The organism is Grimontia sp. THUN1695 (genome assembly GCF_059704325.2).
Genome location: NZ_AP046577.1, coordinates 43,255 through 62,496 on the forward strand (window position 1 = coordinate 43,255; position 19,242 = coordinate 62,496).

The 19,242-nt window shown below is 52.0% G+C and carries 18 protein-coding genes; 17 read left to right on the forward strand and 1 reads right to left on the reverse strand.

The window, feature by feature from the left end:
• The first annotated feature begins 280 nt into the window (after window positions 1–280).
• Window positions 281–796: a single-stranded DNA-binding protein gene (locus AC6IB1_RS03595; RefSeq protein ID WP_005502260.1), complete on the forward strand. Its 516-nt coding sequence runs from the start codon at window positions 281–283 to the stop codon at window positions 794–796.
• Between the two features lie 81 nt (window positions 797–877).
• On the opposite strand, the gene AC6IB1_RS03600 is transcribed toward AC6IB1_RS03595, so the two are convergent.
• A complete protein-coding gene (locus tag AC6IB1_RS03600; protein ID WP_497567854.1) occupies window positions 878–1,756 on the reverse strand; it encodes a LysR family transcriptional regulator in 879 nt (292 codons plus the stop codon).
• A 174-nt stretch (window positions 1,757–1,930) separates the two neighbouring features.
• On the opposite strand from AC6IB1_RS03600, the gene csrD reads away from it, so the two are divergent.
• The 16 genes from csrD (at window position 1,931) to AC6IB1_RS03680 (ending at window position 19,210) form a co-directional block, all read left to right on the forward strand.
• Entirely contained in the window at window positions 1,931–3,886 is a 1,956-nt protein-coding gene (csrD, locus tag AC6IB1_RS03605) for an RNase E specificity factor CsrD (protein WP_497567855.1), read from the forward strand.
• Between the two features lie 146 nt (window positions 3,887–4,032).
• On the forward strand, window positions 4,033–5,487 hold the full coding sequence (locus tag AC6IB1_RS03610; RefSeq protein WP_497567856.1) for a type IV pilus biogenesis protein PilM: 1,455 nt from the start codon (window positions 4,033–4,035) through the stop codon (window positions 5,485–5,487).
• Window positions 5,484–6,140, forward strand: a complete 657-nt coding sequence (locus AC6IB1_RS03615; protein ID WP_497567857.1) for an MSHA biogenesis protein MshJ — start codon at window positions 5,484–5,486, stop codon at window positions 6,138–6,140. Before AC6IB1_RS03610 ends, AC6IB1_RS03615 begins: the two co-directional genes overlap by 4 nt.
• The gene (locus AC6IB1_RS03620) at window positions 6,124–6,450 is read left to right on the forward strand and encodes an MSHA biogenesis protein MshK (RefSeq protein WP_497567858.1); all 327 of its coding nucleotides are present in this window, start codon (window positions 6,124–6,126) and stop codon (window positions 6,448–6,450) included. The genes AC6IB1_RS03615 and AC6IB1_RS03620 overlap by 17 nt, the downstream gene beginning before the upstream one ends.
• An 11-nt stretch (window positions 6,451–6,461) precedes the next feature.
• Window positions 6,462–8,063, forward strand: coding sequence for a pilus (MSHA type) biogenesis protein MshL (mshL, locus tag AC6IB1_RS03625; protein ID WP_497569075.1), 1,602 nt, complete (start codon window positions 6,462–6,464; stop codon window positions 8,061–8,063).
• Between the two features lie 9 nt (window positions 8,064–8,072).
• Complete coding sequence (locus tag AC6IB1_RS03630) at window positions 8,073–8,903, forward strand: ExeA family protein (RefSeq protein ID WP_497567859.1); 831 nt, start codon at window positions 8,073–8,075, stop codon at window positions 8,901–8,903.
• 5 nt (window positions 8,904–8,908) lie between these two features.
• Window positions 8,909–9,949: a tetratricopeptide repeat protein gene (locus AC6IB1_RS03635; protein WP_497567860.1), complete on the forward strand. Its 1,041-nt coding sequence runs from the start codon at window positions 8,909–8,911 to the stop codon at window positions 9,947–9,949.
• Window positions 9,939–11,654, forward strand: a complete 1,716-nt coding sequence (locus AC6IB1_RS03640) for a GspE/PulE family protein (RefSeq protein WP_497567861.1) — start codon at window positions 9,939–9,941, stop codon at window positions 11,652–11,654. The genes AC6IB1_RS03635 and AC6IB1_RS03640 overlap by 11 nt, the downstream gene beginning before the upstream one ends.
• Window positions 11,654–12,871: a type II secretion system F family protein gene (locus AC6IB1_RS03645; protein ID WP_497567862.1), complete on the forward strand. Its 1,218-nt coding sequence runs from the start codon at window positions 11,654–11,656 to the stop codon at window positions 12,869–12,871. The genes AC6IB1_RS03640 and AC6IB1_RS03645 overlap by 1 nt, the downstream gene beginning before the upstream one ends.
• Entirely contained in the window at window positions 12,872–13,504 is a 633-nt protein-coding gene (locus AC6IB1_RS03650) for a hypothetical protein (protein ID WP_497567863.1), read from the forward strand.
• On the forward strand, window positions 13,473–13,919 hold the full coding sequence (locus AC6IB1_RS03655) for a type II secretion system protein (protein ID WP_497567864.1): 447 nt from the start codon (window positions 13,473–13,475) through the stop codon (window positions 13,917–13,919). Before AC6IB1_RS03650 ends, AC6IB1_RS03655 begins: the two co-directional genes overlap by 32 nt.
• Window positions 13,920–13,936: 17 nt before the next feature.
• On the forward strand, window positions 13,937–14,401 hold the full coding sequence (locus tag AC6IB1_RS03660) for a type II secretion system protein (protein WP_497569076.1): 465 nt from the start codon (window positions 13,937–13,939) through the stop codon (window positions 14,399–14,401).
• On the forward strand, window positions 14,385–14,990 hold the full coding sequence (locus tag AC6IB1_RS03665; protein WP_497567865.1) for a type IV pilus modification PilV family protein: 606 nt from the start codon (window positions 14,385–14,387) through the stop codon (window positions 14,988–14,990). Before AC6IB1_RS03660 ends, AC6IB1_RS03665 begins: the two co-directional genes overlap by 17 nt.
• Window positions 14,990–15,730, forward strand: coding sequence for a PilW family protein (locus AC6IB1_RS03670; protein ID WP_497567866.1), 741 nt, complete (start codon window positions 14,990–14,992; stop codon window positions 15,728–15,730). The genes AC6IB1_RS03665 and AC6IB1_RS03670 overlap by 1 nt, the downstream gene beginning before the upstream one ends.
• 31 nt (window positions 15,731–15,761) lie before the next feature.
• Entirely contained in the window at window positions 15,762–16,157 is a 396-nt protein-coding gene (locus AC6IB1_RS03675; protein WP_497567867.1) for an MSHA biogenesis protein MshP, read from the forward strand.
• Window positions 16,154–19,210, forward strand: a complete 3,057-nt coding sequence (locus AC6IB1_RS03680) for a DUF6701 domain-containing protein (RefSeq protein WP_497567868.1) — start codon at window positions 16,154–16,156, stop codon at window positions 19,208–19,210. Before AC6IB1_RS03675 ends, AC6IB1_RS03680 begins: the two co-directional genes overlap by 4 nt.
• Window positions 19,211–19,242 lie beyond the last annotated feature (32 nt).

Sequence of the window (19,242 nt, forward strand, 5' to 3'; positions counted from 1 at the left end):
ATTCTAAAGCCCAATCACATGATGGTTCGTATCATTTTTACAACTGACACTTGAACTCTGCTGTGTAAAGCGTGCCCAAACTCATTGTTAGTCTAATACAATTTGTTTTCGATCGCTGATTTCTCATTAACAGATTTCATTCTTACATTGCCCGTTCCAACTGGTTGCATGTCAGTCACAGTGTCAGTGCTAAAGGCTGTGACGAAATTTTTCTCATCTGTTATCATCGCTGCTTACCTGTCACCCACGTGATGAATGAAGAAAGGTTTGGGAGCAAAATATGGCCAGCCGTGGAGTAAACAAAGTTATCTTGATTGGCAACTTGGGGACCGATCCTGAAGTTCGCTATCTGCCAAATGGCGGTGCGGTTGCCAATCTGACCGTTGCGACCTCAGAAACGTGGCGCGATAAGAACACCGGTGAAAACAAGGAAATGACCGAGTGGCACCGTGTGGTGATGTACCGTCGTCTGGCTGAAATTGCAGGTGAGTACCTGAAGAAAGGTTCAAAGGTGTATCTGGAAGGCCGTCTGCAAACCCGCAAATGGCAGGGGCAGGACGGTCAGGACCGTTATACGACAGAAATCATTGCCAACGAGATGCAAATGTTAGACAGCCGTGGCGCGGGTGGCAGCATGGGCCAAGGCGCACCGATGCAACCGCAACAGCAGGGCGGTTGGGGCCAACCTCAGCAGCCTTCTTACCAGCCACAACAACAGCAATCTGCACCTCAGCAGCAGCCACCCCAGCAGCAGTACAACGATCTGCCTGATTTTGACGACGACATTCCGTTCTAGGCTGGCGCTATCGAACTTCTGCAACCCCGCTCTCTGCGGGGTTTGTTTTTTCTGGCATGAGAAACGTTGCCTGATGGCAGGTCAATGACCCACTTTCTGTTTCAGAAAATCAATAAACAGGCGGGTTTTTGTGTGGTTGTACTCCAGTTTGGGGTAATAGGCATATGCTGCGCTTTTCGGCTGGCGTACATCAGGAAGTACGGGGACCAGTAATCCTTGATCCAGTTCTTTCCTGACGGTGACATCCCCAACCAAAATGATCCCAAGCCCGGCCACGGCTGCATTCACCAGTGCTTCGGGGTTTGGCGAAACAAAGTTTCCGCTCAGGCGCAGTTTACGGCCGAGTTCAAATTCGTGCTCCTGTGGGTGACTGGACGAACCGTAGAGTAGGCAGTTGTGGTGTAAAAGCTGTTCCGGTTCAACAATGGGAGGATGCTGAGCCAAATAGGCCGGGGACGCAAAAAAACGGGGTTGGAATTCGAACAGCTTAGTGGCAATGAAACTGGCTGAGTTGAAATCCGCCAGTTCACGGGTGATCACTACATCAAGGTATGGATCGGGTAATTGCCCCGGTGCCAGCGTGTGCAGTTCAACCTGTATATTGGGATAGGTGGACAGGAATTCACCGATATTGTTCACCAGCAGGCGGCTTCCTGTAGCGAGCGGTGCTCCCACCCGTAACACCCCGCTCACTTCACCATAGGTAGAGGTGGTTTCAGACACCAATTGTGTCCAGTCGTCCAGCAATAATTTTCCCCGCTGGTAAAATAGACGGCCGGCATCGGTCATCGTCAAGGTGCGGGTGGTGCGCTTTAAAAGTTGTACGCCAAGCTGGTTTTCCAGCCAGGCCAGGCGTTTAGACAGCGCCGAGCTTGAGGTATTGAGTTTGGTGGCCGCCTGGGCAAGTGACCCCATTTCCACCACGGTGACATAACTTTTTGCGCAGGTAATCCAGTCCATTTATCGGCCCATTCTGATGTTTATCAATTGCGTATCGACTTTGCGTTCACTTTCCCCTGTGGAGGGACGATAATAACCCAATAGACCGCTTAATAAAGTGGATCAATATTTTGCGTCGGAGTTGCGCCAGTCTTTCTGGTCGGTGATCCGTACATGTTTTTGTTTGGATAGTACATGAGAAAAGTCGCTGGAATGAAACTAACCAACCGGTTAGTTGCTTTTGTAACGCTTATCGTTGTCTGTGCCATGTTTGTACTTTTCATTGGCGGTGCGATCAGTTTCCGCAAGCTGGGGACAGACTTTCTCTCGCATTATCTGGGCAAAGTGGTGACGGAAATCGATACTGCGATTGCCAATCCGGTATCAAACGACAACATCAGCCTTTGGCTGCCGCAACTGTTGAAAGCCAGCGACATTGTCGAGTTGGAAATTAGCAGTAAAACCGGTCTGCTGTATCGCTATGAACAAATCTACACCACAGCAAAACCGCTGGAATTGATAGAAAACCGCTTCGATCTACCAAATAATCCCGGTTTTTATATCACTATCAAATCGGTGCCGCCGTATGCCGATTTTGCCTATTCCATTGGTGCGATGTCGTCATTGTCACTGGCAGTGTTAGTGATTGTACTGGCGCTCTATTGGGGCATCAAATGGCTCCGTACCCAGCTTATCGGTGCGGAATTGCTCGAACACCGGGGCCGGTTAATTCTGGCTGGCCGTGCGGAAGATGTGCACACCGGGGATGAGCGTGAATGGCCTGGCACCGCCAGTCTGGCCCTTGACCAAATGATCGCTGAGCTGCGTGATGCCCGCCAGGAGCGTAGCCGCTTCGATACTTTCATCCGCTCAAACACCTTTCTCGATAAAATCACAGGGGCGGCAAATCGCGTGATGTTTGATAACCGCCTGCAAACCTTGCTTCAAGACAAAGGCGCACAGGGCGCAGTGTTGATACTGCAAATGGGTGACTGGGATACCTTGAATCATGAGCTTGGGAAGGAAGGGGCAAATGAATGGGTAAAAGAGGTGGGGAATGTGTTATCCAATGCGATTCTGCGTTTTCCTGATGCAGTGCTGGCCCGGTATTACGATACGGAGTTTGCGATTCTGCTGAGCCACCAATCTGCCAAGGACGCCCGATTATTTGCCAACCAACTGATGAAAGCCCTGGCGAGACTTACGCCACCGCAGGCTTTGGATGGGGAAAACTGGGCGCACATGGGGATGACCTTCTTTACCACCGGCGAGCGTCGGGGGCGTCTGATGGAAGAAGCCGACATGGCCAAGCGCAGTGCTGTATTACAAGGCAGTAATGGTTGGTACGCCTTCAAAAAAGAGACAGTATCTGATGAGGCTGGCCGCGGCAGTGTGCGTTGGCGAACCCTGCTGACCCGGGTGTTTGAACAGGGCGGGCCGGATTTATACCGCCAAGTGATGAAAGACGTGGATGGGCATGATCTGCACATTGAGCTTTTGGCACGGATAAAAGACGAAAATGGGCTGATCATTAAGGCATCACGGTTCCTCAATGGCGTCGAACTGGTCGGTATGAACAGTAAACTGGACCAGAGTGTGGTGAGTAAGGCCTTGCGCCTGCTGAGTACCGGTGATGGACGTGAAGTGTTGTCGATCAATGTCTGTGCCCAATCGCTGGGCCAGCGGGCATTCCAGATCTGGTTGCGTGACGCCTTGTTACAGACACCGCGCAGTGTGCTCAACCGCCTACAGATTGAAGTTTCGGAAGCGCCGCTGGTGAAACACTTCGACGCAGCGAGGCCAACGCTCCGTATGATACGGGCATTCGGTTGTGCGGTGGTGGTCGATCAGGCTGGCCGTTCGGTGGTCAGTACTCACTACGTCAAAGACATTCAACCGAAATACATCAAACTGCACCGAAGTCTGATCCGTGACATTCATCAGCGTCCTGAAAACCAGCTTTACGTGCGCAGTATGCTGGGCGCCTGTGAACCAACACCTACCCAGGTGCTGGCTGTGGGTGTTGAATCGCAGCATGAATGGAACACGCTGGTACAACTTGGGGTGATGGGGGGACAAGGGCGTCTGTTTGGGGCAGAGTTATCGTCCAGTCCTGCCAGTCGGAAACGCCAGCGCTGGCGTAAACCATGACGCCGCTCGAATCTTGTTGATAAAGCGCGCTTTCACGGCCATAAAACTGCGATACGTAAACTTATTTTTTGTCAAAAAACCTGATAAAATATGGCGTACTTCAGTCATGTTTTTGATATTGATGGGTTTTGTTTGGGCGCTCACCGATGGCAGTTTCCACCCTCTTTACACGCTTCTCATCAGAAAGGCAGCGCGATGTTGTCAGCTTGGTTGTATCAGCTGAACAGGTAGTGATTGCCTATCATGACAGCCATGGCAAGCCTCAGTCAGACACAAGACCGGTTACACACTCTGATCCCTGGAAGGTGGCTGCACAGCTTATCTCCTTGCATGGGGTCAATAAAACTGACGTCCAGCTGGTACTTGGACATGGCCTTTATCAATCCCTGCTGATTGATGATCCGGGCTTACCGGATGAAGACAAGCGATTGGCATTGCCATTCAAGTTGAAGGATTTCATTTCTGACTCGCCGTCTGACATTGTCGCAGATGGTTTCTGTTTGCCGGTCGCCAACCGTTTCCAAGCATTTTTTTGTCACAAACAGCCACTTATCCAATTCAGCAATACGCTGGAAAAGCGTCAGTGTCAGCTCACTCACGTCTCTCTTGAAGATGTTACGCTGCGCCAATGGACCGCGCTGGATAAGACCGAAATGGTCCTGACCCGGGATGGGCAGGGGGTGTTACAGTTGGTCGCTTTTCATCGGGGAAGCCTTTGTTTTCAGCGCCAAATACGTGGTGTGACACTGGATGGTCAGGCAATGCAACCTCTGGTGATCGATGATTTGGCGTTGGAAGTTCAGCGTTCACTCGATTATCTGCGCTCTCAGCTAAAAGGTGATCAGGTCACTGGTCTGGTGGTGAGCGTGCAGGGGGTGGATGACACAGAGTTGGCGTTTCAATTGTCGTCCCGCCTGTCTGTGGCAGTACGTCCACAACAGCTTTTCAATGCGGGTGAATATTATCAGCACATGGCGATTGCGGCGCTGAACCCAGGTTACTCGCCGGATGTGAACCTGTTCAGCGATGATCTTTCACCCAAAGCCCCGCTGCTGACTTTCGAAAAAATGTTACTGGTGTGGGGGCTAACCGCATTGTTGATCGTGTCAGTGACCGCTTACCAACAGTTTGCGCTGGGGCGGGCAAAACAACACTTTTCGCTGGCAGACCGAGAACGCCGGACTGCGCAAAGCCTGTCTGATGAGCTCAATGAACAACTTGTCCGCCATGTGCCGTCTTTAAGCCTGGTGAATGGCATCACGGACAAAAAAGCGGTGATCAATGCCAAACGCCGGGCGCTTGATGCGGTGAAACGACACGACGCAGCTTTGCAACAAGGCCATGCTGATACCTTCAGGGCGCTGGCTTCACTGTCACGCCGGGATATTTCTCTGAATGCTATTTCTGTCAGCCAGGATGCACTTGACCTGAAAGGCATTGCATCAACACCTGCGTCTGTTCCTGCCTGGTTGACGTCATTCCGTACCCAGTCGCCGCTGGCAAGCCGCATGTTTGAGCAGATGATATTGGACCGCGATGAGGACAACCGCCTGAGCTTCAGTCTGGTCTCCAGACGTGGCAAGGGAGAAGGTGAACAATGAGTCCGTTGTTATTCCGTGTCAAAGGTGCTTTTGAAGCGCTCAGTTCCCGTGAGCAATGGATGATCGCGATTGCAGGTTGGATTGCGATTCTTGGCGTTGGTGTGACGGTGTTTATTGAACCGCTGGGCAACGCGCTGGCACAGCTGGATGCACAGATCATGCAATCTGAACATACAACCCAGGATTTGCAGACCCTGAACCGACTGAAACAGGAAAAGCTGCAATCTTCGCCAAATGCCGAACTGGAAGCAGAGCTTGAAAAGCTCAACCAGACCCTGTCTTCACTTGACAATGAAATCGCGCGCAAAGTGGATGGCTTGGTGAGTGCTGCGCAAATGTCGGCATTGATGGAAAGCGTACTCCGGCAATCCGATCGCCTGACCCTGATATCTATGCGTTCGCTGTTGCCTCAGAAATTGATCGATACTGATGACGTGGGTTACTACGTGCATCCGATCGAAATCACGCTGCAAGGGCGTTATTTCGACATCGTTGATTACCTCAGTGCGCTGGAGGCGCTGCCAGTGAAATATTACTGGCGCAATGTGGACTACCGGGTGACGGATTATCCGATCGCGGAAGTGACCATTGGGGTTTACACACTGGGTGAGAGCCAGGTGTTTATCGGGGGCATCGATGAAGTTGCGCAATAATAGTGTACTGGCAATGTTTGCGCTTTTGCTACCGCTAACCGCTTTAGCAAACAGCGATCCGACTGCGCCGCTGGGCGTTACGCCTTCTAGTCAGCCTACCCCAAAAAAGGTATACCGGTTACCGGAACTGGATGCTGTTTTGTGCTCGGCAGATGGCCGTTGCTCTGCCGTGTTTAATGGCAAACGTACAACTCAAGGACAACGTATTAATGGCTATACCGTTGCCCAGATTAATGAAGAACGCGTAACGCTGACCCGTAATGGCAAGCGTTGGGCATTGACCGTATTTAATGAGCAGGTAGTACAGTGAAAAGATCACTTTTGAGTAACCTTTTACTGGCCTTTACCGCCACAGTACTGTTGTCGGCGTGTCAGAGCCTGGGGCATCAAAAACCGGATGAAGTGCAGCAAACCCTGAATGAGGCTTATGCACAAAGCGCATCCCAGCCCTTGGCTGAGTTACCGGAGGCGGTTACCCAGGATCTGATGGGGGATATTACTGAGCCTGCCGGCAGTGGCGCGCACTCCGAGAAACGCCTGCGCATCAATGCCAACAATGTCGACGCCAAAGTTTTCTTTGGCTCGCTGGTGCAGGGCACCGATTTTAATCTGGTGATGCATCCGGATGTGAGCGGCAACATCACCGTCTCGTTGAAAGAGGTGACCGTGTTGGAAGCGCTGAACGTGGTGTCTGACATCTACGGCTATAACGTGGAAATACAAGGACGTCTGATTCAGATTTTCCCTGCCGTGTTGCGCACCGAGACATTTCCGGTTGATTACCTGCAATTGCAACGTTCAGGTGTCTCGCTGACGTCTATCAGTACGGGGGCTATTTCGACGGATGCCAATACTGGCAGTAGTGAGGGTGAAAAATCTGATCGTACCTCTGTACCAACGGGGGGCACCGTGATTGAAACCCTCACCGAAAGCCAGTTCTGGGCACAGTTGGAACGTGCAGTTTCGGGCATGATTGGCACCGGCGACGGGCGTAGCATCGTGATTTCTCCGCAGGCTGGCCTTATCACAGTCAAGGCCTACCCCAATGAACTGCGCGAAGTGAAACGTTTCCTTGATGCGTCACAAAAACGACTCAAACGCCAGGTCATCCTGGAAGCCAAAGTCCTGGAAGTGACGTTGAGTGATGGTTACCAGCAGGGAGTGAACTGGTCAAACATTGGTTCGAGCATTGGCAGCGGAGGCATCAATATCAGCCGTCCTGAAACCAAGCTTGCCGGTGACATGATCTCCAACGTGATAGGCGGACAGACCAATATCACCATCACTGACGGCAATTTTTCGGCGGTGATGAACTTTCTTGATACCCAGGGTGACGTGAACGTGCTGTCAAGCCCGCGTGTGACAGCAGCCAACAACCAGAAAGCGGTGATCAAAGTCGGCGGTGATGAGTACTTCGTGACAGATATCTCTTCCAGCGACACCTCAGGGGATAATTCGGACTCCGGTCCGAACATTGAGCTGACGCCTTTCTTTTCCGGGATTTTATTGGATGTGACACCACAAATTGATGATGACAATGGCGTGCTGTTGCATGTGCATCCCGCGGTGGTTGATGTGGTGACTGAAGAGAAAACTATCCAGCTTGGGACTTCGTCAGAGCCGTATGTATTGCCGCTGGCAAAAACCGCCATCCGTGAATCAGACTCTGTCATTCACGCACGTTCAGGCGATGTGGTGGTGATTGGCGGGCTGATGAAATCGAGCTACGAAGAGGTGGTATCCAAGGTCCCGCTTTTGGGTGACATCCCCGGGCTAGGTCACCTGTTTCGCAACGTAAACCGTATGAAGCAGAAAACCGAGTTGGTGATTTTGCTGCAACCATCAGTGGTGGGTGAACAAACCTGGCAGGAAGAGATTAACCGTTCGCGTCAGCTGCTCAACGACTGGTTCCCTGAAAACTAAGACAATCCGATGTATCTCGCTCACTTTGGCTTTACGGCTGCGCCGTTCGGCTTGACCCCGGACACACGCTGCTTTTTTGGCGTGCGTTCGCACGTGGATGCGATCAATACCTGCCTCACTGCTATGGAGATGGGCGAAGGGCTGGTCAAAGTCACGGGGGAAGTCGGTACCGGAAAAACCATGGTGTGCCGGTTAGTGCTGAATGCCCTGGAGGATAACTTCACACTGGTGTTTTTACCTAATCCGGCCAATACCGTAGCGGGGTTACATCGCTTGATTGCTGACGAACTCGGTATTGATGCCGGGGTATCGGAAGACAAATTGTTAGGGGCAATCCAGCAGGCAGCCATTTTTACAACCCGTAAAAATAAACCGGTTGTGATCCTGTGTGACGAGGCACAAGCAATGCCGGATGCGGTACTGGAAGCAATCCGCTTGCTGGGTAACCTGGAAACCGAGCAGCGAAAGCTTATCCAACTCATTATGTTCGGCCAGCCAGAGCTTGATGAACGGCTGGCCCAGTACAACATGCGCCAGCTGCTTCAGCGCATTACGTTCAGTGCGGAACTGGCGCCACTGAGCTTTGCTGAAACCTCGGCATACATTGACCATAGAGTGAAAGAACAAGGCGCAGAGCCCTTGTTTTCGGCATGGGCAAAGCGCCGTATTTGGGTGGCAAGTAAGGGGATCCCCCGGCTTATCCACCAGCTTTGCCACAAATCGCTGTTATTAAGTTTTGGCTGGGGTGAGCGCCGTGTGAATGCGCATGCTGTTCGTCTCGCAATAAAAGATACACCTCTTGCCCGTCAGCATTCCGCCTTGCAGGCCATTTTGGGGTAAAAACCATGAGTGAACTAAACCGCATGCTGAGCGACCTGTCGTCGCCAGAAAACCGTGAAAAACGTGTGGCTGTTGCGCCCATTCCTTCAGCATGGGGTTTTCACTTTGCGCGTGTCGCATTAGCGCTGGTGGCGACGTTCGCCGGGGCATCCGGCATTGCGTGGGCCGTTTCTTCTGGCGGTGAGAGAATGGCATTACCTGCCACTGTTGTTGAGCCTGAGCCTGTGTTGGTTACACCCGCGCCTGTGTTCTCACCCACCCAGAAAGTGGTGGAAAGTGACATCCATTATGTGGCCATGAACACCACGGCGCCTGCTTCCGTTGAGTCCGAGTCAGTCAATGTCGTGCCAGTCAATGTATCAGCAACTCAGAAGAAGGTTTCATTTGAGCAGCAAACTGCCAAACAGGCAGCCTCACTGTCAGTGGAAACCATTGAGTTGACCGGGGCGCAATTGGCAGAGCTCGCGTATGAAAAAGCGCAAAAGCAGGCACAGCGCGGTGATACCCAGAAAGCAGTTGCGTTGTTACAGGATGCGGTGAAATACAACCCGAACCATGTTGCTGCCACCAACCAACTGGCAGGACTGCTGTATGGCCGCAACCAATGGCGTGATGCAGAAAATGTGCTGCGAAAAGGCATTCAGTCCAACCCCAACGCAGCGACGCTGAAACTGACATTGGCGCGCATGTACCAGCAAAGTGGCCGTGAAGAATCGGCACTGAACGTGCTCGCTGGGCCAGTTGATTTGTTCGACCGAGAACAGGTGCGAGTGGTGTCGATGCGTGCCGCACTGGCGCAAAAACTGGGTAAAAACCTGGAAGCCAGAGAAAGCTACCAATGGCTGACAGAACAAGAACCGATGGACGGTCGCTGGTGGCTGGGACTTGGCGTTTCGGCTGAGAAAACCGGGGCGACAGCAGACGCTGAAAAAGCCTACGCCAATGCTGTGCAATCCGGCGGCTTGAGCAATGCGTCGGTGAGCTTTGCCCGCCAGCGTCTGGCTTACCTCCACAACCTGAAACAGGAAGCAAACGATGGCCGTTAAGCTTCGAAAACGCCTTGGCGACCTGCTGGTTGAAGAGCAGATTATTACTGACGAAAACCTGAGAGCGGCGTTGGCACGCCAGTCTGAAACCGGGCGCAAGCTTGGTGATACCTTGATTGAAATGGGCATCCTGACTGAAGCTCAGATGCTGGATTTCCTCTCGCGCCAGCTCGGTGTGCCGCTGATCGATCTGAGTCTGACACCGGTCGATCCGAATACCGTCAACCTGTTGCCGGAAGTGCATGCCCGGCGTCTCCGTGCACTGGTGATTGGCCGTGTCGGGAATATTGTGCGTGTGGTGATGTCGGATCCTGCCGATCTGGCCTCGCAGGAAAGTGTGCTGAATTTGCTGGATCAATATCATGTTGAGCTGCTTATCACAGCCGAACAACCGCTGATTGATGCGTTTGACCGTTACTATCGCCGAACCAGTGATATTGCCTCGTTTGCCGAACGTTTGCAGGCAGAGCACGGTGTGAAGCTTGAGCAAAGCTTCGGGATGGCAAACGAACAATCCGAAGAAGTCACCGTGGTGAAGCTGATTAACTCGTTGTTCGAAGACGCGGTGCAGGTTAATGCGTCAGACATTCATATCGAGCCTGATGCCGCCTCACTGCGTATCCGCCAGCGTATCGACGGTGTGCTGCATGAAACCCTGTTGAAAGAACACTCGATTGCTTCAGCGCTGGTGCTGCGTTTGAAACTCATGAGCGGCATGGATATTTCTGAAAAGCGTTTGCCACAGGATGGCCGCTTTCATATGACGGTGCGTGGCAATGCCATCGACGTACGTGTTTCCACGCTTCCTGTGCAATACGGCGAATCGGTGGTAATGCGTTTGTTGAACCAGTCAGCAGGCGTATTGCAACTGGAAGAGGTGGGGATGGATGCCCAGATGCTGGCCCGGTTCCGTCACCAGCTACGCCGCCCACACGGAATGATCCTGGTGACAGGGCCGACGGGCTCAGGAAAAACCACCACCCTTTACGGTGCACTGAATGAGCTTAATGTGCCGGGTAAAAAAATCCTGACCGCCGAAGATCCGGTGGAATATCGCCTGCCGCGAGTCAGCCAGGTGCAGATCCAAAACAAGATAGGACTGACCTTTTCATCCGTGCTGCGTACTTTTCTACGCCAGGATCCGGACATCATCCTGGTGGGGGAGATGCGTGATCTTGAAACTGTTGAAATCGGCCTTCGCGCCGCGTTAACCGGCCATCTGGTGTTGTCTACCCTGCACACCAACAACGCCATCGACAGCGCGCTCCGTCTTCTGGACATGGAGGCGCCGGGCTATCTGGTAGCAAGTGCGGTGCGTGCCGTGCTCGCACAGCGCCTTATTCGCCAGATCTGTCCAGATTGCAAAGTGCCGCATGCCACTGATGATGCGGAAAAAATCTGGCTGACCAGTATACGTCCGGAGATGGCAGGGCATGGCTTTTATCAGGGTCGAGGCTGCCAACGCTGTAACTTTACCGGTTACAAAGGCCGTATCGGTGTGTTTGAACTGTTAGAAATTACCCCTGAGCTGATGGATGCGCTGCGTGCCAATGACACACAGATGTTCTCTGTCCTCGCAGGGCAGCAACCGGGCTACAAACCGTTGGTTCACTGCGCACTTGATTTTGCCAGACAGGGGCAAACCTCGTTGGAAGAGGCGATGAAATTGTCTGAATCCGCTGCGATGTCGCTGACAGGTGTCTGATGCCAACGTATCGCTATACGGCACGTAAGCCGAATGGAAAACGTGTGTCGGCCATTATAGAAGCCGCTACCGAGAGTGAGGCGATCGCCAGCGTGTCATCGTCTGGCGCCGTGCTGTTGTCGCTTGAACTTACCAAACCCCGGGGGCAAAGCACCAATGTGCCACTGTTCCAGCCTAAAGTGAGGTTGGCGTCGCTGGTCATTTTCAGCCGCCAGGCTTATAGCCTGATCAAGGCTGGTGTGCCTTTGTTGCGTGCTATCAATGGGTTGGCGCAAAGCACCACCGATAAGCCATTGAAGACAGCGCTGGAATATGTGGCCAGTGAACTGTCCAACGGCAGTCCGATGTCCGTGGCGATGCGCAACCACCCAAACGTGTTCAGCGAGTTGTTTGTGTCCTTGGTGCAAGTTGGGGAAAACACCGGCCGCCTCGACGATGCCATGTATCAGCTTGCTGAGTATTACGAGCAGGAAATGGAAACCCGTCGCCGGATTAAATCGGCACTGCGGTATCCAATGTTTGTCATGGTGGTGATCATCGGTGCGATGGCCTTTTTAAACGTGAATGTCATCCCACAATTTGCCGGGATGTTTGCCAGGTTTGGCGCCGATTTGCCGCTGCCGACCCAGATTTTGATGGCAACATCGGGCTTTTTTGTCGATTTCTGGTGGCTGCTGGTTTTCGGTACGGTGTGCTTATTTGCCGGTTTACAGGTGTGGAAAAACACGGAGCAGGGCCGGGTGAAATGGGACAGGTTCAAACTTCGCATTCCCCTTGTCGGGAATCTGGTCAACCGTGCCCTGATGTCACGTTTTTCCCGTACGTTTGCCTTGATGTTACGCGCGGGCGTACCGCTCAACACCGCACTTCATATGTCCGGTGAGGCCTTGGACAACCACTTCCTGGCAGGGGAGGTGGACAAAATGAAAGCCGCCATTGAATCAGGCGTTAACCTCAGCGCGGTAATCGAAGAGAGTGAACTGTTTACGCCCTTGGTACACCAGATGATCCAGGTGGGCGAGGAAACAGGGCAGATTGATAACCTGCTGCTTGAGGCGAGCGACTTTTATGACCGTGAAGTGGATTATGACCTGAAAACCCTGTCCGCACGCATGGAGCCTATCCTGCTGTTTATTGTGGCGGGCATGGTGCTTATCCTCGCATTGGGTATTTTCCTGCCGATGTGGAACATGCTCGACCTTATCCGCGGCGGCTAAATGCACTGGCTATTCAGGTTCAGGGAAAGCAGCGCGGTGCAGTGGGCGCTGCTGGTGGTCATGGTGTGCGGATTACTGCTCGCTGCTATCCCGGTGTTTAGCCGGATTGTGCAGTTTGCCGATGAGGTGGAATTTCGCTATCTCGCGCAGGCGTTTGCTGGTTCAGCGCAGAATGTACATTTGCGAGCAGCATTAAAAAACGAGAATAAACAAAGCGATATCGTAATAGTTAACCATGTTGGTTTCCGGTTGAGCCCAACAAATAACAAGCACAACGGTTTTCCTTTTGCGCTGGAAAACGGTGCAGAGACGTTGGCAGATATGCACGCCAAAGATTGCGGCGAGTTGCTGGAGCACTTTACCGGCCAGTCTTACTGGCTGGATAACCGATTACCTGCTGCGGCTGAACCAGACCCGCAGTCAAGAATTCGCGCAATAGTTGTCAGGGACAAAGGTATTAAAGCCCAGCCCTATTGCCGATTTGAAAGGCCGGTTCGCACCGGTTTTGGGAATAATGGCACGCCAGATTCGGCGCGTCATGTTTTTGCTTACTACCCGGCATCAGGCCGCGTAGAAATATTGAGAGAAATGGAGAAGTATAATGAAACGTCAAGGCGGTTTTACGCTGATTGAAATGATCGTGGTGATCGTAATTCTGGGTATTCTGGCAGTAACAGCTGCGCCGAAATTCTTTAATTTCAAGGATGATGCAAACAAAGCTGCTTTACAAGGACTCAAAGGTGCCATTGACAGTGCTTCTGGTATCGTTTACGCGAAGCATCAGCTTTCAGGTTCTGTGAATGGTGTGAGTACCACATCAGATGGTTATCCTGATGCAACAGCTAATGGTATTGGTGCAGCGGTAACAGGTTTAGGCGAAGAAGATGCAGCATCAAATGACTGGGTTGCGTCATATAGCAAAAGCGCTGCAGGAACAGCAAAATTTACGACAAAAGGCGGCACTATCGACGCCAGTCATGAGTGCGTTATTTATACAGTTGCAGATACCGGTGAACCAAACACTGCGATAGGAGCATGCTCTGAGTAACATAATAGTAGAGCATGATGAAAGGCTTCACCCTAATCGAGCTGATCACCGTGCTGGTGATCCTCGGTATTCTGAGTGTGTTTGCCGTCCCGCGTCTGTCGGGGGCTGATGCCTTTTCCGTGATCAGTGCGCGTGATACGGGCTTGTCTGTTGCAAGGCAAGTCCAGCTCAGGGCCATGCAGCAGGAGAGTTCGTCTTCTGGCTGTTATGCCCTGTACGTTGCTGCCTCCCGGATGGGGGGCAGTGGCGATCCTGCCTGTGGTTTCGGTGACAGCCGCAGTGATGTGGTGAATTTGTCTGAATCACAGGTGCGTATTTACCCCGCCCAGACTGTCCATTTTGATTTGCTTGGGCGGCCTGTCAGTGCCGGCGGAGCGCGTCTTTGCACGTCATCAGAGTGCCTTATTACCTTCTCGCAAGGTGAGCGTTCTGCCAGTATTTGTCTTAACAGCGAGGGCTATTTCTATGCCTGTCGCGGATAACACTTATCGAGTTTCAAACCACCAGCAGGGCTATACGCTGGTGGAGCTGGTTATCGGCATTGTGGTCTTCGGGGTTGCCCTGGTACTGCTCAGCGCCACGCTGTTCCCGATGTTTGCCAAATCCGCCAACCCCCATTATGAAGCGCGCGCCGCCGCGCTTGGGCAGGCCGTGATGAATGACATCCTTGCCCGCCAGTTTGATAAACATGCCGATCCCAATGGCAGCCGCTGGCGCTGTGATGAAAACGCAGAAGCGGTTATTGCACAGGGGATTATTGCGCCGAATCCTATCCCTTCCTGTTCATCGCCACTTTCTGCCGGAACGGGGTTTGTCGCGGTGGAAGATTACATTGGCTGTTGGGGGGAACGTGCCGCCTGTACCCAAGGTTACCAAGGGCCGCTAACGGCGTTAATTGGTGGCTCTGGGGACGATTACCGTGGATTTACCGTCAATATCCATGTCGAGTATGACAGCCACACGTTCGCTGACAACACTCACAATGACAGGCTTTATAAGCGAATTGATTTGTATGTTGATACTGAACATTTTGGCCGTGTCGACTTGACGGCCTACCGGAGCAATTTTTGATGGTATTGCTTACGGCCAAATCGCGTGGATTTACCCTGGTTGAACTTATTGTCACCCTGACGATACTGGCGATCGTCTCGGTCGGCATCTTTGGCTTTATTGAATCGGGCGCGGCAGGGTATGTGGAATCGCGCAACCGTGACGCCTTGCAGTCAGGTGCCCGTTTTGCGGTAGAGCGTGTTGCACGAGAGCTTCGTCATGCCGTGCCGAACAGTCTTGGCACTGATGCGACCGGCAGGTGTTTAACGTTTACCCCTATTCACTACACCGGCACCTATACCCAGTTAGTGGAAGGTGAAGCAGCGCTTGATGTGGCGATCGCCAGCCAGGATACGTCCTGGCAAACCAACGTCAGTAATGGCAAACACCGGATTGTTTTTATGCCTGCTTCACCCGGCGATCTGACCGGCAGCCAGAGCCTTTTGATCACTGGGGTGAACGGCAACACCATTACTACCGCAAAAACGGCCGCAGCCTGGCCGGCAGAATCGCCTTCGAAGCGGTTTTATATCTATCGGGACTCGGTCCAGTTCTGTTTTAAAAATAATCAGCTGGTCAGAGTCAGCCACGGTGGCAGTCAGGAAGCAGCGCTTGCCAGCGGATTGGCTGCAGGCAGCCATTTTTCACTGGGTACTGCTTCCCTTTCCCGCGGTAACTTAGTCACCATTACTTACAGGTTCAGCCAGTCCGGCGAATCTTCGGTTTATCACCAGCAAGTGCAGGTTCTCAATGCACCCTAACTTATCGTCTCCTGCTTACCAGAAGGGCAGCATGCTCATTGTCGCTGTATTTGCGATCACCGCCTTGGCGGCACTCGGCGCTGCATTGATGCAATTGACCTGGTCGCAACGCGACACGACTGCCCGTGAAGTGCTCGGCACCCGTGCCTGGCTCGCTGCCAACAGTGGTACTGAAATGGCATTGGCGAGGCTGTTTCCATTGGCGACCGACGTTAACCGTCCGCCTGTCGCGACCTGCAGTGAGACGCCTGTGATCACCCATTTCAGCGCAAAGGGGCTTTACGGCTGCTCGGTGTCGGTAACCTGTGAGCAGGTCAATACGGACGGAATATTGCAGTATCGTATTGAAAGTAAAGGACAGTGTGGCAATGGTGCATACAAAGTGGCTCGTGTGCAGGAAAGCTGGGCGAGGGGGATGGGCAAATGATTAGGCGGGCGTTCTTTTTGTTGTTTTCCACGCTCTTGTCTTTGAGTGCGTATGGGTTTGAGTTTGGCCAGTATTGTGATGCATTTCCCGGGCCGGCCCAGACACATGAACGTTATGGCGGCAGTTTGTGGATTCATCCGGATGCCCAGATTTCCGGTGCTGAAGACTTTCAGGTAGGGTTTGAGTTTATCAACATGGATGGCACGCAAATTGGTCCAACAACCTGTGAATATGATGGTCAAGAAGGGGCGTGTCAGGCAAACAGTGCGTTGACGGCACCGAAACTGGCGTTGCCCAAATTCAAAACCTCTGACAAATCGCTGTATATCGGCCGCTGGAACCAGGAGATAGAAGCTCCCGGTGGGCAGTTTGCCCCAAGGGTGCTCAAAAAGCTGGAACTTAACGGTGTCTCTATCAGCTTCCAGTCGGGAGAGTACTGGATTGATGAGCTGATCCTTAACAGTGGCTCCGTGATTCATATTCCGCCCAATACCGGGGTGAAGGTGCATTTCAATTTGTTAAAGCTCAATGGCATGTCCCAGTTTAATAATCAGGGGGATCCTGACAACCTGTTGCTATTGGGCCACCGGAGCAACCGGGGGGAGTGGGACGCACTGCATCTTTCTGACATGACCCGCATGAAGGCACTGATCTACAGCCGGGGGGATGTGTATCTCAGTGGGCGTGGTGATATGCAAGAGCCTATTGGTGCGGTGATCACCGGGGTGGTGACCGCCAAGAATGTGGTGCTGAGTGGTAACGCCCGCATTATTGGTGAAAGTCAATGTTTTTCAAAGGAAAAACACATTCTCTCCATTTTGCCTTCGACGGCATCCGCTAGCGCTTGTGAACGTATTCCACTGTTGTTTGAGGTCCAAAATGAAAGTGGAAAGGTCCATTCCCATATTAATGGTACCTTGAACGTCAGTGTTGTCTCTAAAAATGAGCATGCGTGTTGGGCGCTTGAAGCTGAGGGCACCTGCCACAGCAAGGCATTGAAAGGCATTGAGGTCGTCGGAGGGAAAGCTGCGGTTTGGCTTGGCGGCATTGGGGATGACATTTTTATCAAAGGAGAATTTATTGCCGATGACGGCTCGTTGCCCCCGCTGAGGAATATAGCAGGTCCCTATCACTTCGAACCGTTAGGATTTCGTGTGCGGGGCGGCCCGATTTATGCTGTGGCAGGTAAAACAGAAAAAGTTACACTGGAAGCCGTTAAACCGGTAGGCAATGGTCAGAGTTGCCAGGTTCAGAACAATTACCATGGGCTAAAATCGTTGTTAGCAAGCACTCACCATGAAAAACCGTGGGTGGGGACGCATTTCCCTGCTATTAATGGCACCACCATTAAGACGGATACGCCACTGGAACTGGCGTTCAACCATGGTGAGGCAAGCTTTAACATTCGTTATCCCGATGCTGGGCAGGTAAATGTTGCCCTTTTTGATCCAGCCTTGCAAAAGCGGGATGCTGAATCTCAATCAACGGAAAGTGAAGGTGATGTCTCGATACCGCTGAAACAGCAGGCTCAGATAAACCTGTTTTCAAGGCCTTATACATTGGCGATTTGTGGTGAGCTACCCAGCGACGATGATCTTGGTAATGAAAAAGCGTTTAAGAAAGCGGGCCAACCTTTTGATATAAAAGTCAAACCTGTAATTTGGATACCAGGGGATCTGGAGGGGGAAGATCTGAAAAATGGATCTTCTGTGTCGCTGGATGCATCGTTTTGCGAGCGGGCTCCAACACCGGGTTTTTGGCACCGCAGTGCCTATAAAGCAACGGTGACATTGGATAAAACCGCACGTGTGGTGTCACCGGCAGGTGGTGTTTCTGGCTTTGTGAAAAACGTGAGCCCAAAACATCATACGCAAATCCAGAACACGGATGACAGCTCAGGATATCACTACCTGTTTTCTGACTTATCGCTCAATGAGGTGGGGATATTCTCATTCCAGTCGATGCTGAAAGGCGCTTACATGAATATGACGGTTAACCCCGGAAAGCGAATAATCGGGCGTTTCAAACCGTCACATTTTTCATTAAAAGGAGAGATTGTTCCTTCGATTTCCCCTGTGTATGACAGCGAAGGTAAAGGGTTTACTTACCTTGGACAACACTTTTATGGCTATTACACCATCCATGCCATGACGACAACCCATGAACCGGTGAAAAACTATCACCGTTGGCAAGGTGAGGCGGCGCAGTCTGTCTTCGAACCTTACGTGATTACACCGTCAACGGCCGATGGTTACACCGGGTATTCGATGAGTGAACGGTGGTGGCGTCCGACACCTGTGACAACATGGGATACCGATCACGGGGGATATAGCCAACTGGCGTTTGTTGGCGATGACATGACCATCAAAAAAGCAAAACACCCAGATGGCCCGTTTCTTCCACTGCGTTTTGGTGTTGCTGTTACGCGGGACGATCGGGATAAAACCGATTTCCGGTTTTGTGATGAACACGCCTTGCCCGGCTGCAAATTGCAACTGACAAAACTGACTGCTGATGGCCATCCTGAGCTGGTTGGGGCGATGTTTGGCGAGGGTGATTTCCTGTTTGGCCGTATGCGCATTGAAGGGTTTACCGAAACCCAGGATTTTTTAGCTGAACAAACCCTGCCTGTCGCAGTCGAAGTTTTTGACGGGCAACGTTTTGTCACCAATACCCGGGACAATGCGTCATTCATTTCAACGGATATTGGTGAGAAAGAGGTGTTGTTCAGTTCTACGCCGGATGCGAGTAAACAAGCGCAAATCTATCTAGAAGATGCTGCCGGCAACAAAGTGAAGAGGAAAACTGTAAAAAATGGCCGTTCCGGGTTTTTAGTATCACCTCCCGTGCAAAATGGACAATTAAACCGGGAGCAGTTCCGCTACTGGCAAAAACTGGGGGAAGGCGTATTGCCGCAGAACTGGCTGCAATACAGCTGGCAAGGAACGCAATTTGATGATGATCCCAGTGCAATCGGAACCTTTGGTTTTTACCGGGGCAGTGATCGTGTTATCTATAAGGGTGAAAAAAACATCACATTGACAGGAGAATGAAAAAAAAGACTGATCTCATTCAGGTTTGTAGA

What these genes read in the sequence shown, in the direction of transcription:
- AC6IB1_RS03595 (WP_005502260.1), top strand. Translation starts at nt 281, where the DNA reads ATGGCCAGCCGTGGAGTAAACAAAGTTATCTTGATTGGCAACTTGGGG.
- AC6IB1_RS03600 (WP_497567854.1), bottom strand. Translation starts at nt 1,756, where the DNA reads ATGGACTGGATTACCTGCGCAAAAAGTTATGTCACCGTGGTGGAAATG.
- csrD (WP_497567855.1), top strand. Translation starts at nt 1,931, where the DNA reads ATGAGAAAAGTCGCTGGAATGAAACTAACCAACCGGTTAGTTGCTTTT.
- AC6IB1_RS03610 (WP_497567856.1), top strand. Translation starts at nt 4,033, where the DNA reads ATGGCAGTTTCCACCCTCTTTACACGCTTCTCATCAGAAAGGCAGCGC.
- AC6IB1_RS03615 (WP_497567857.1), top strand. Translation starts at nt 5,484, where the DNA reads ATGAGTCCGTTGTTATTCCGTGTCAAAGGTGCTTTTGAAGCGCTCAGT.
- AC6IB1_RS03620 (WP_497567858.1), top strand. Translation starts at nt 6,124, where the DNA reads ATGAAGTTGCGCAATAATAGTGTACTGGCAATGTTTGCGCTTTTGCTA.
- AC6IB1_RS03630 (WP_497567859.1), top strand. Translation starts at nt 8,073, where the DNA reads ATGTATCTCGCTCACTTTGGCTTTACGGCTGCGCCGTTCGGCTTGACC.
- AC6IB1_RS03635 (WP_497567860.1), top strand. Translation starts at nt 8,909, where the DNA reads ATGAGTGAACTAAACCGCATGCTGAGCGACCTGTCGTCGCCAGAAAAC.
- AC6IB1_RS03640 (WP_497567861.1), top strand. Translation starts at nt 9,939, where the DNA reads ATGGCCGTTAAGCTTCGAAAACGCCTTGGCGACCTGCTGGTTGAAGAG.
- AC6IB1_RS03645 (WP_497567862.1), top strand. Translation starts at nt 11,654, where the DNA reads ATGCCAACGTATCGCTATACGGCACGTAAGCCGAATGGAAAACGTGTG.
- AC6IB1_RS03650 (WP_497567863.1), top strand. Translation starts at nt 12,872, where the DNA reads ATGCACTGGCTATTCAGGTTCAGGGAAAGCAGCGCGGTGCAGTGGGCG.
- AC6IB1_RS03655 (WP_497567864.1), top strand. Translation starts at nt 13,473, where the DNA reads ATGAAACGTCAAGGCGGTTTTACGCTGATTGAAATGATCGTGGTGATC.
- AC6IB1_RS03660 (WP_497569076.1), top strand. Translation starts at nt 13,937, where the DNA reads ATGAAAGGCTTCACCCTAATCGAGCTGATCACCGTGCTGGTGATCCTC.
- AC6IB1_RS03665 (WP_497567865.1), top strand. Translation starts at nt 14,385, where the DNA reads ATGCCTGTCGCGGATAACACTTATCGAGTTTCAAACCACCAGCAGGGC.
- AC6IB1_RS03670 (WP_497567866.1), top strand. Translation starts at nt 14,990, where the DNA reads ATGGTATTGCTTACGGCCAAATCGCGTGGATTTACCCTGGTTGAACTT.
- AC6IB1_RS03675 (WP_497567867.1), top strand. Translation starts at nt 15,762, where the DNA reads ATGCTCATTGTCGCTGTATTTGCGATCACCGCCTTGGCGGCACTCGGC.
- AC6IB1_RS03680 (WP_497567868.1), top strand. Translation starts at nt 16,154, where the DNA reads ATGATTAGGCGGGCGTTCTTTTTGTTGTTTTCCACGCTCTTGTCTTTG.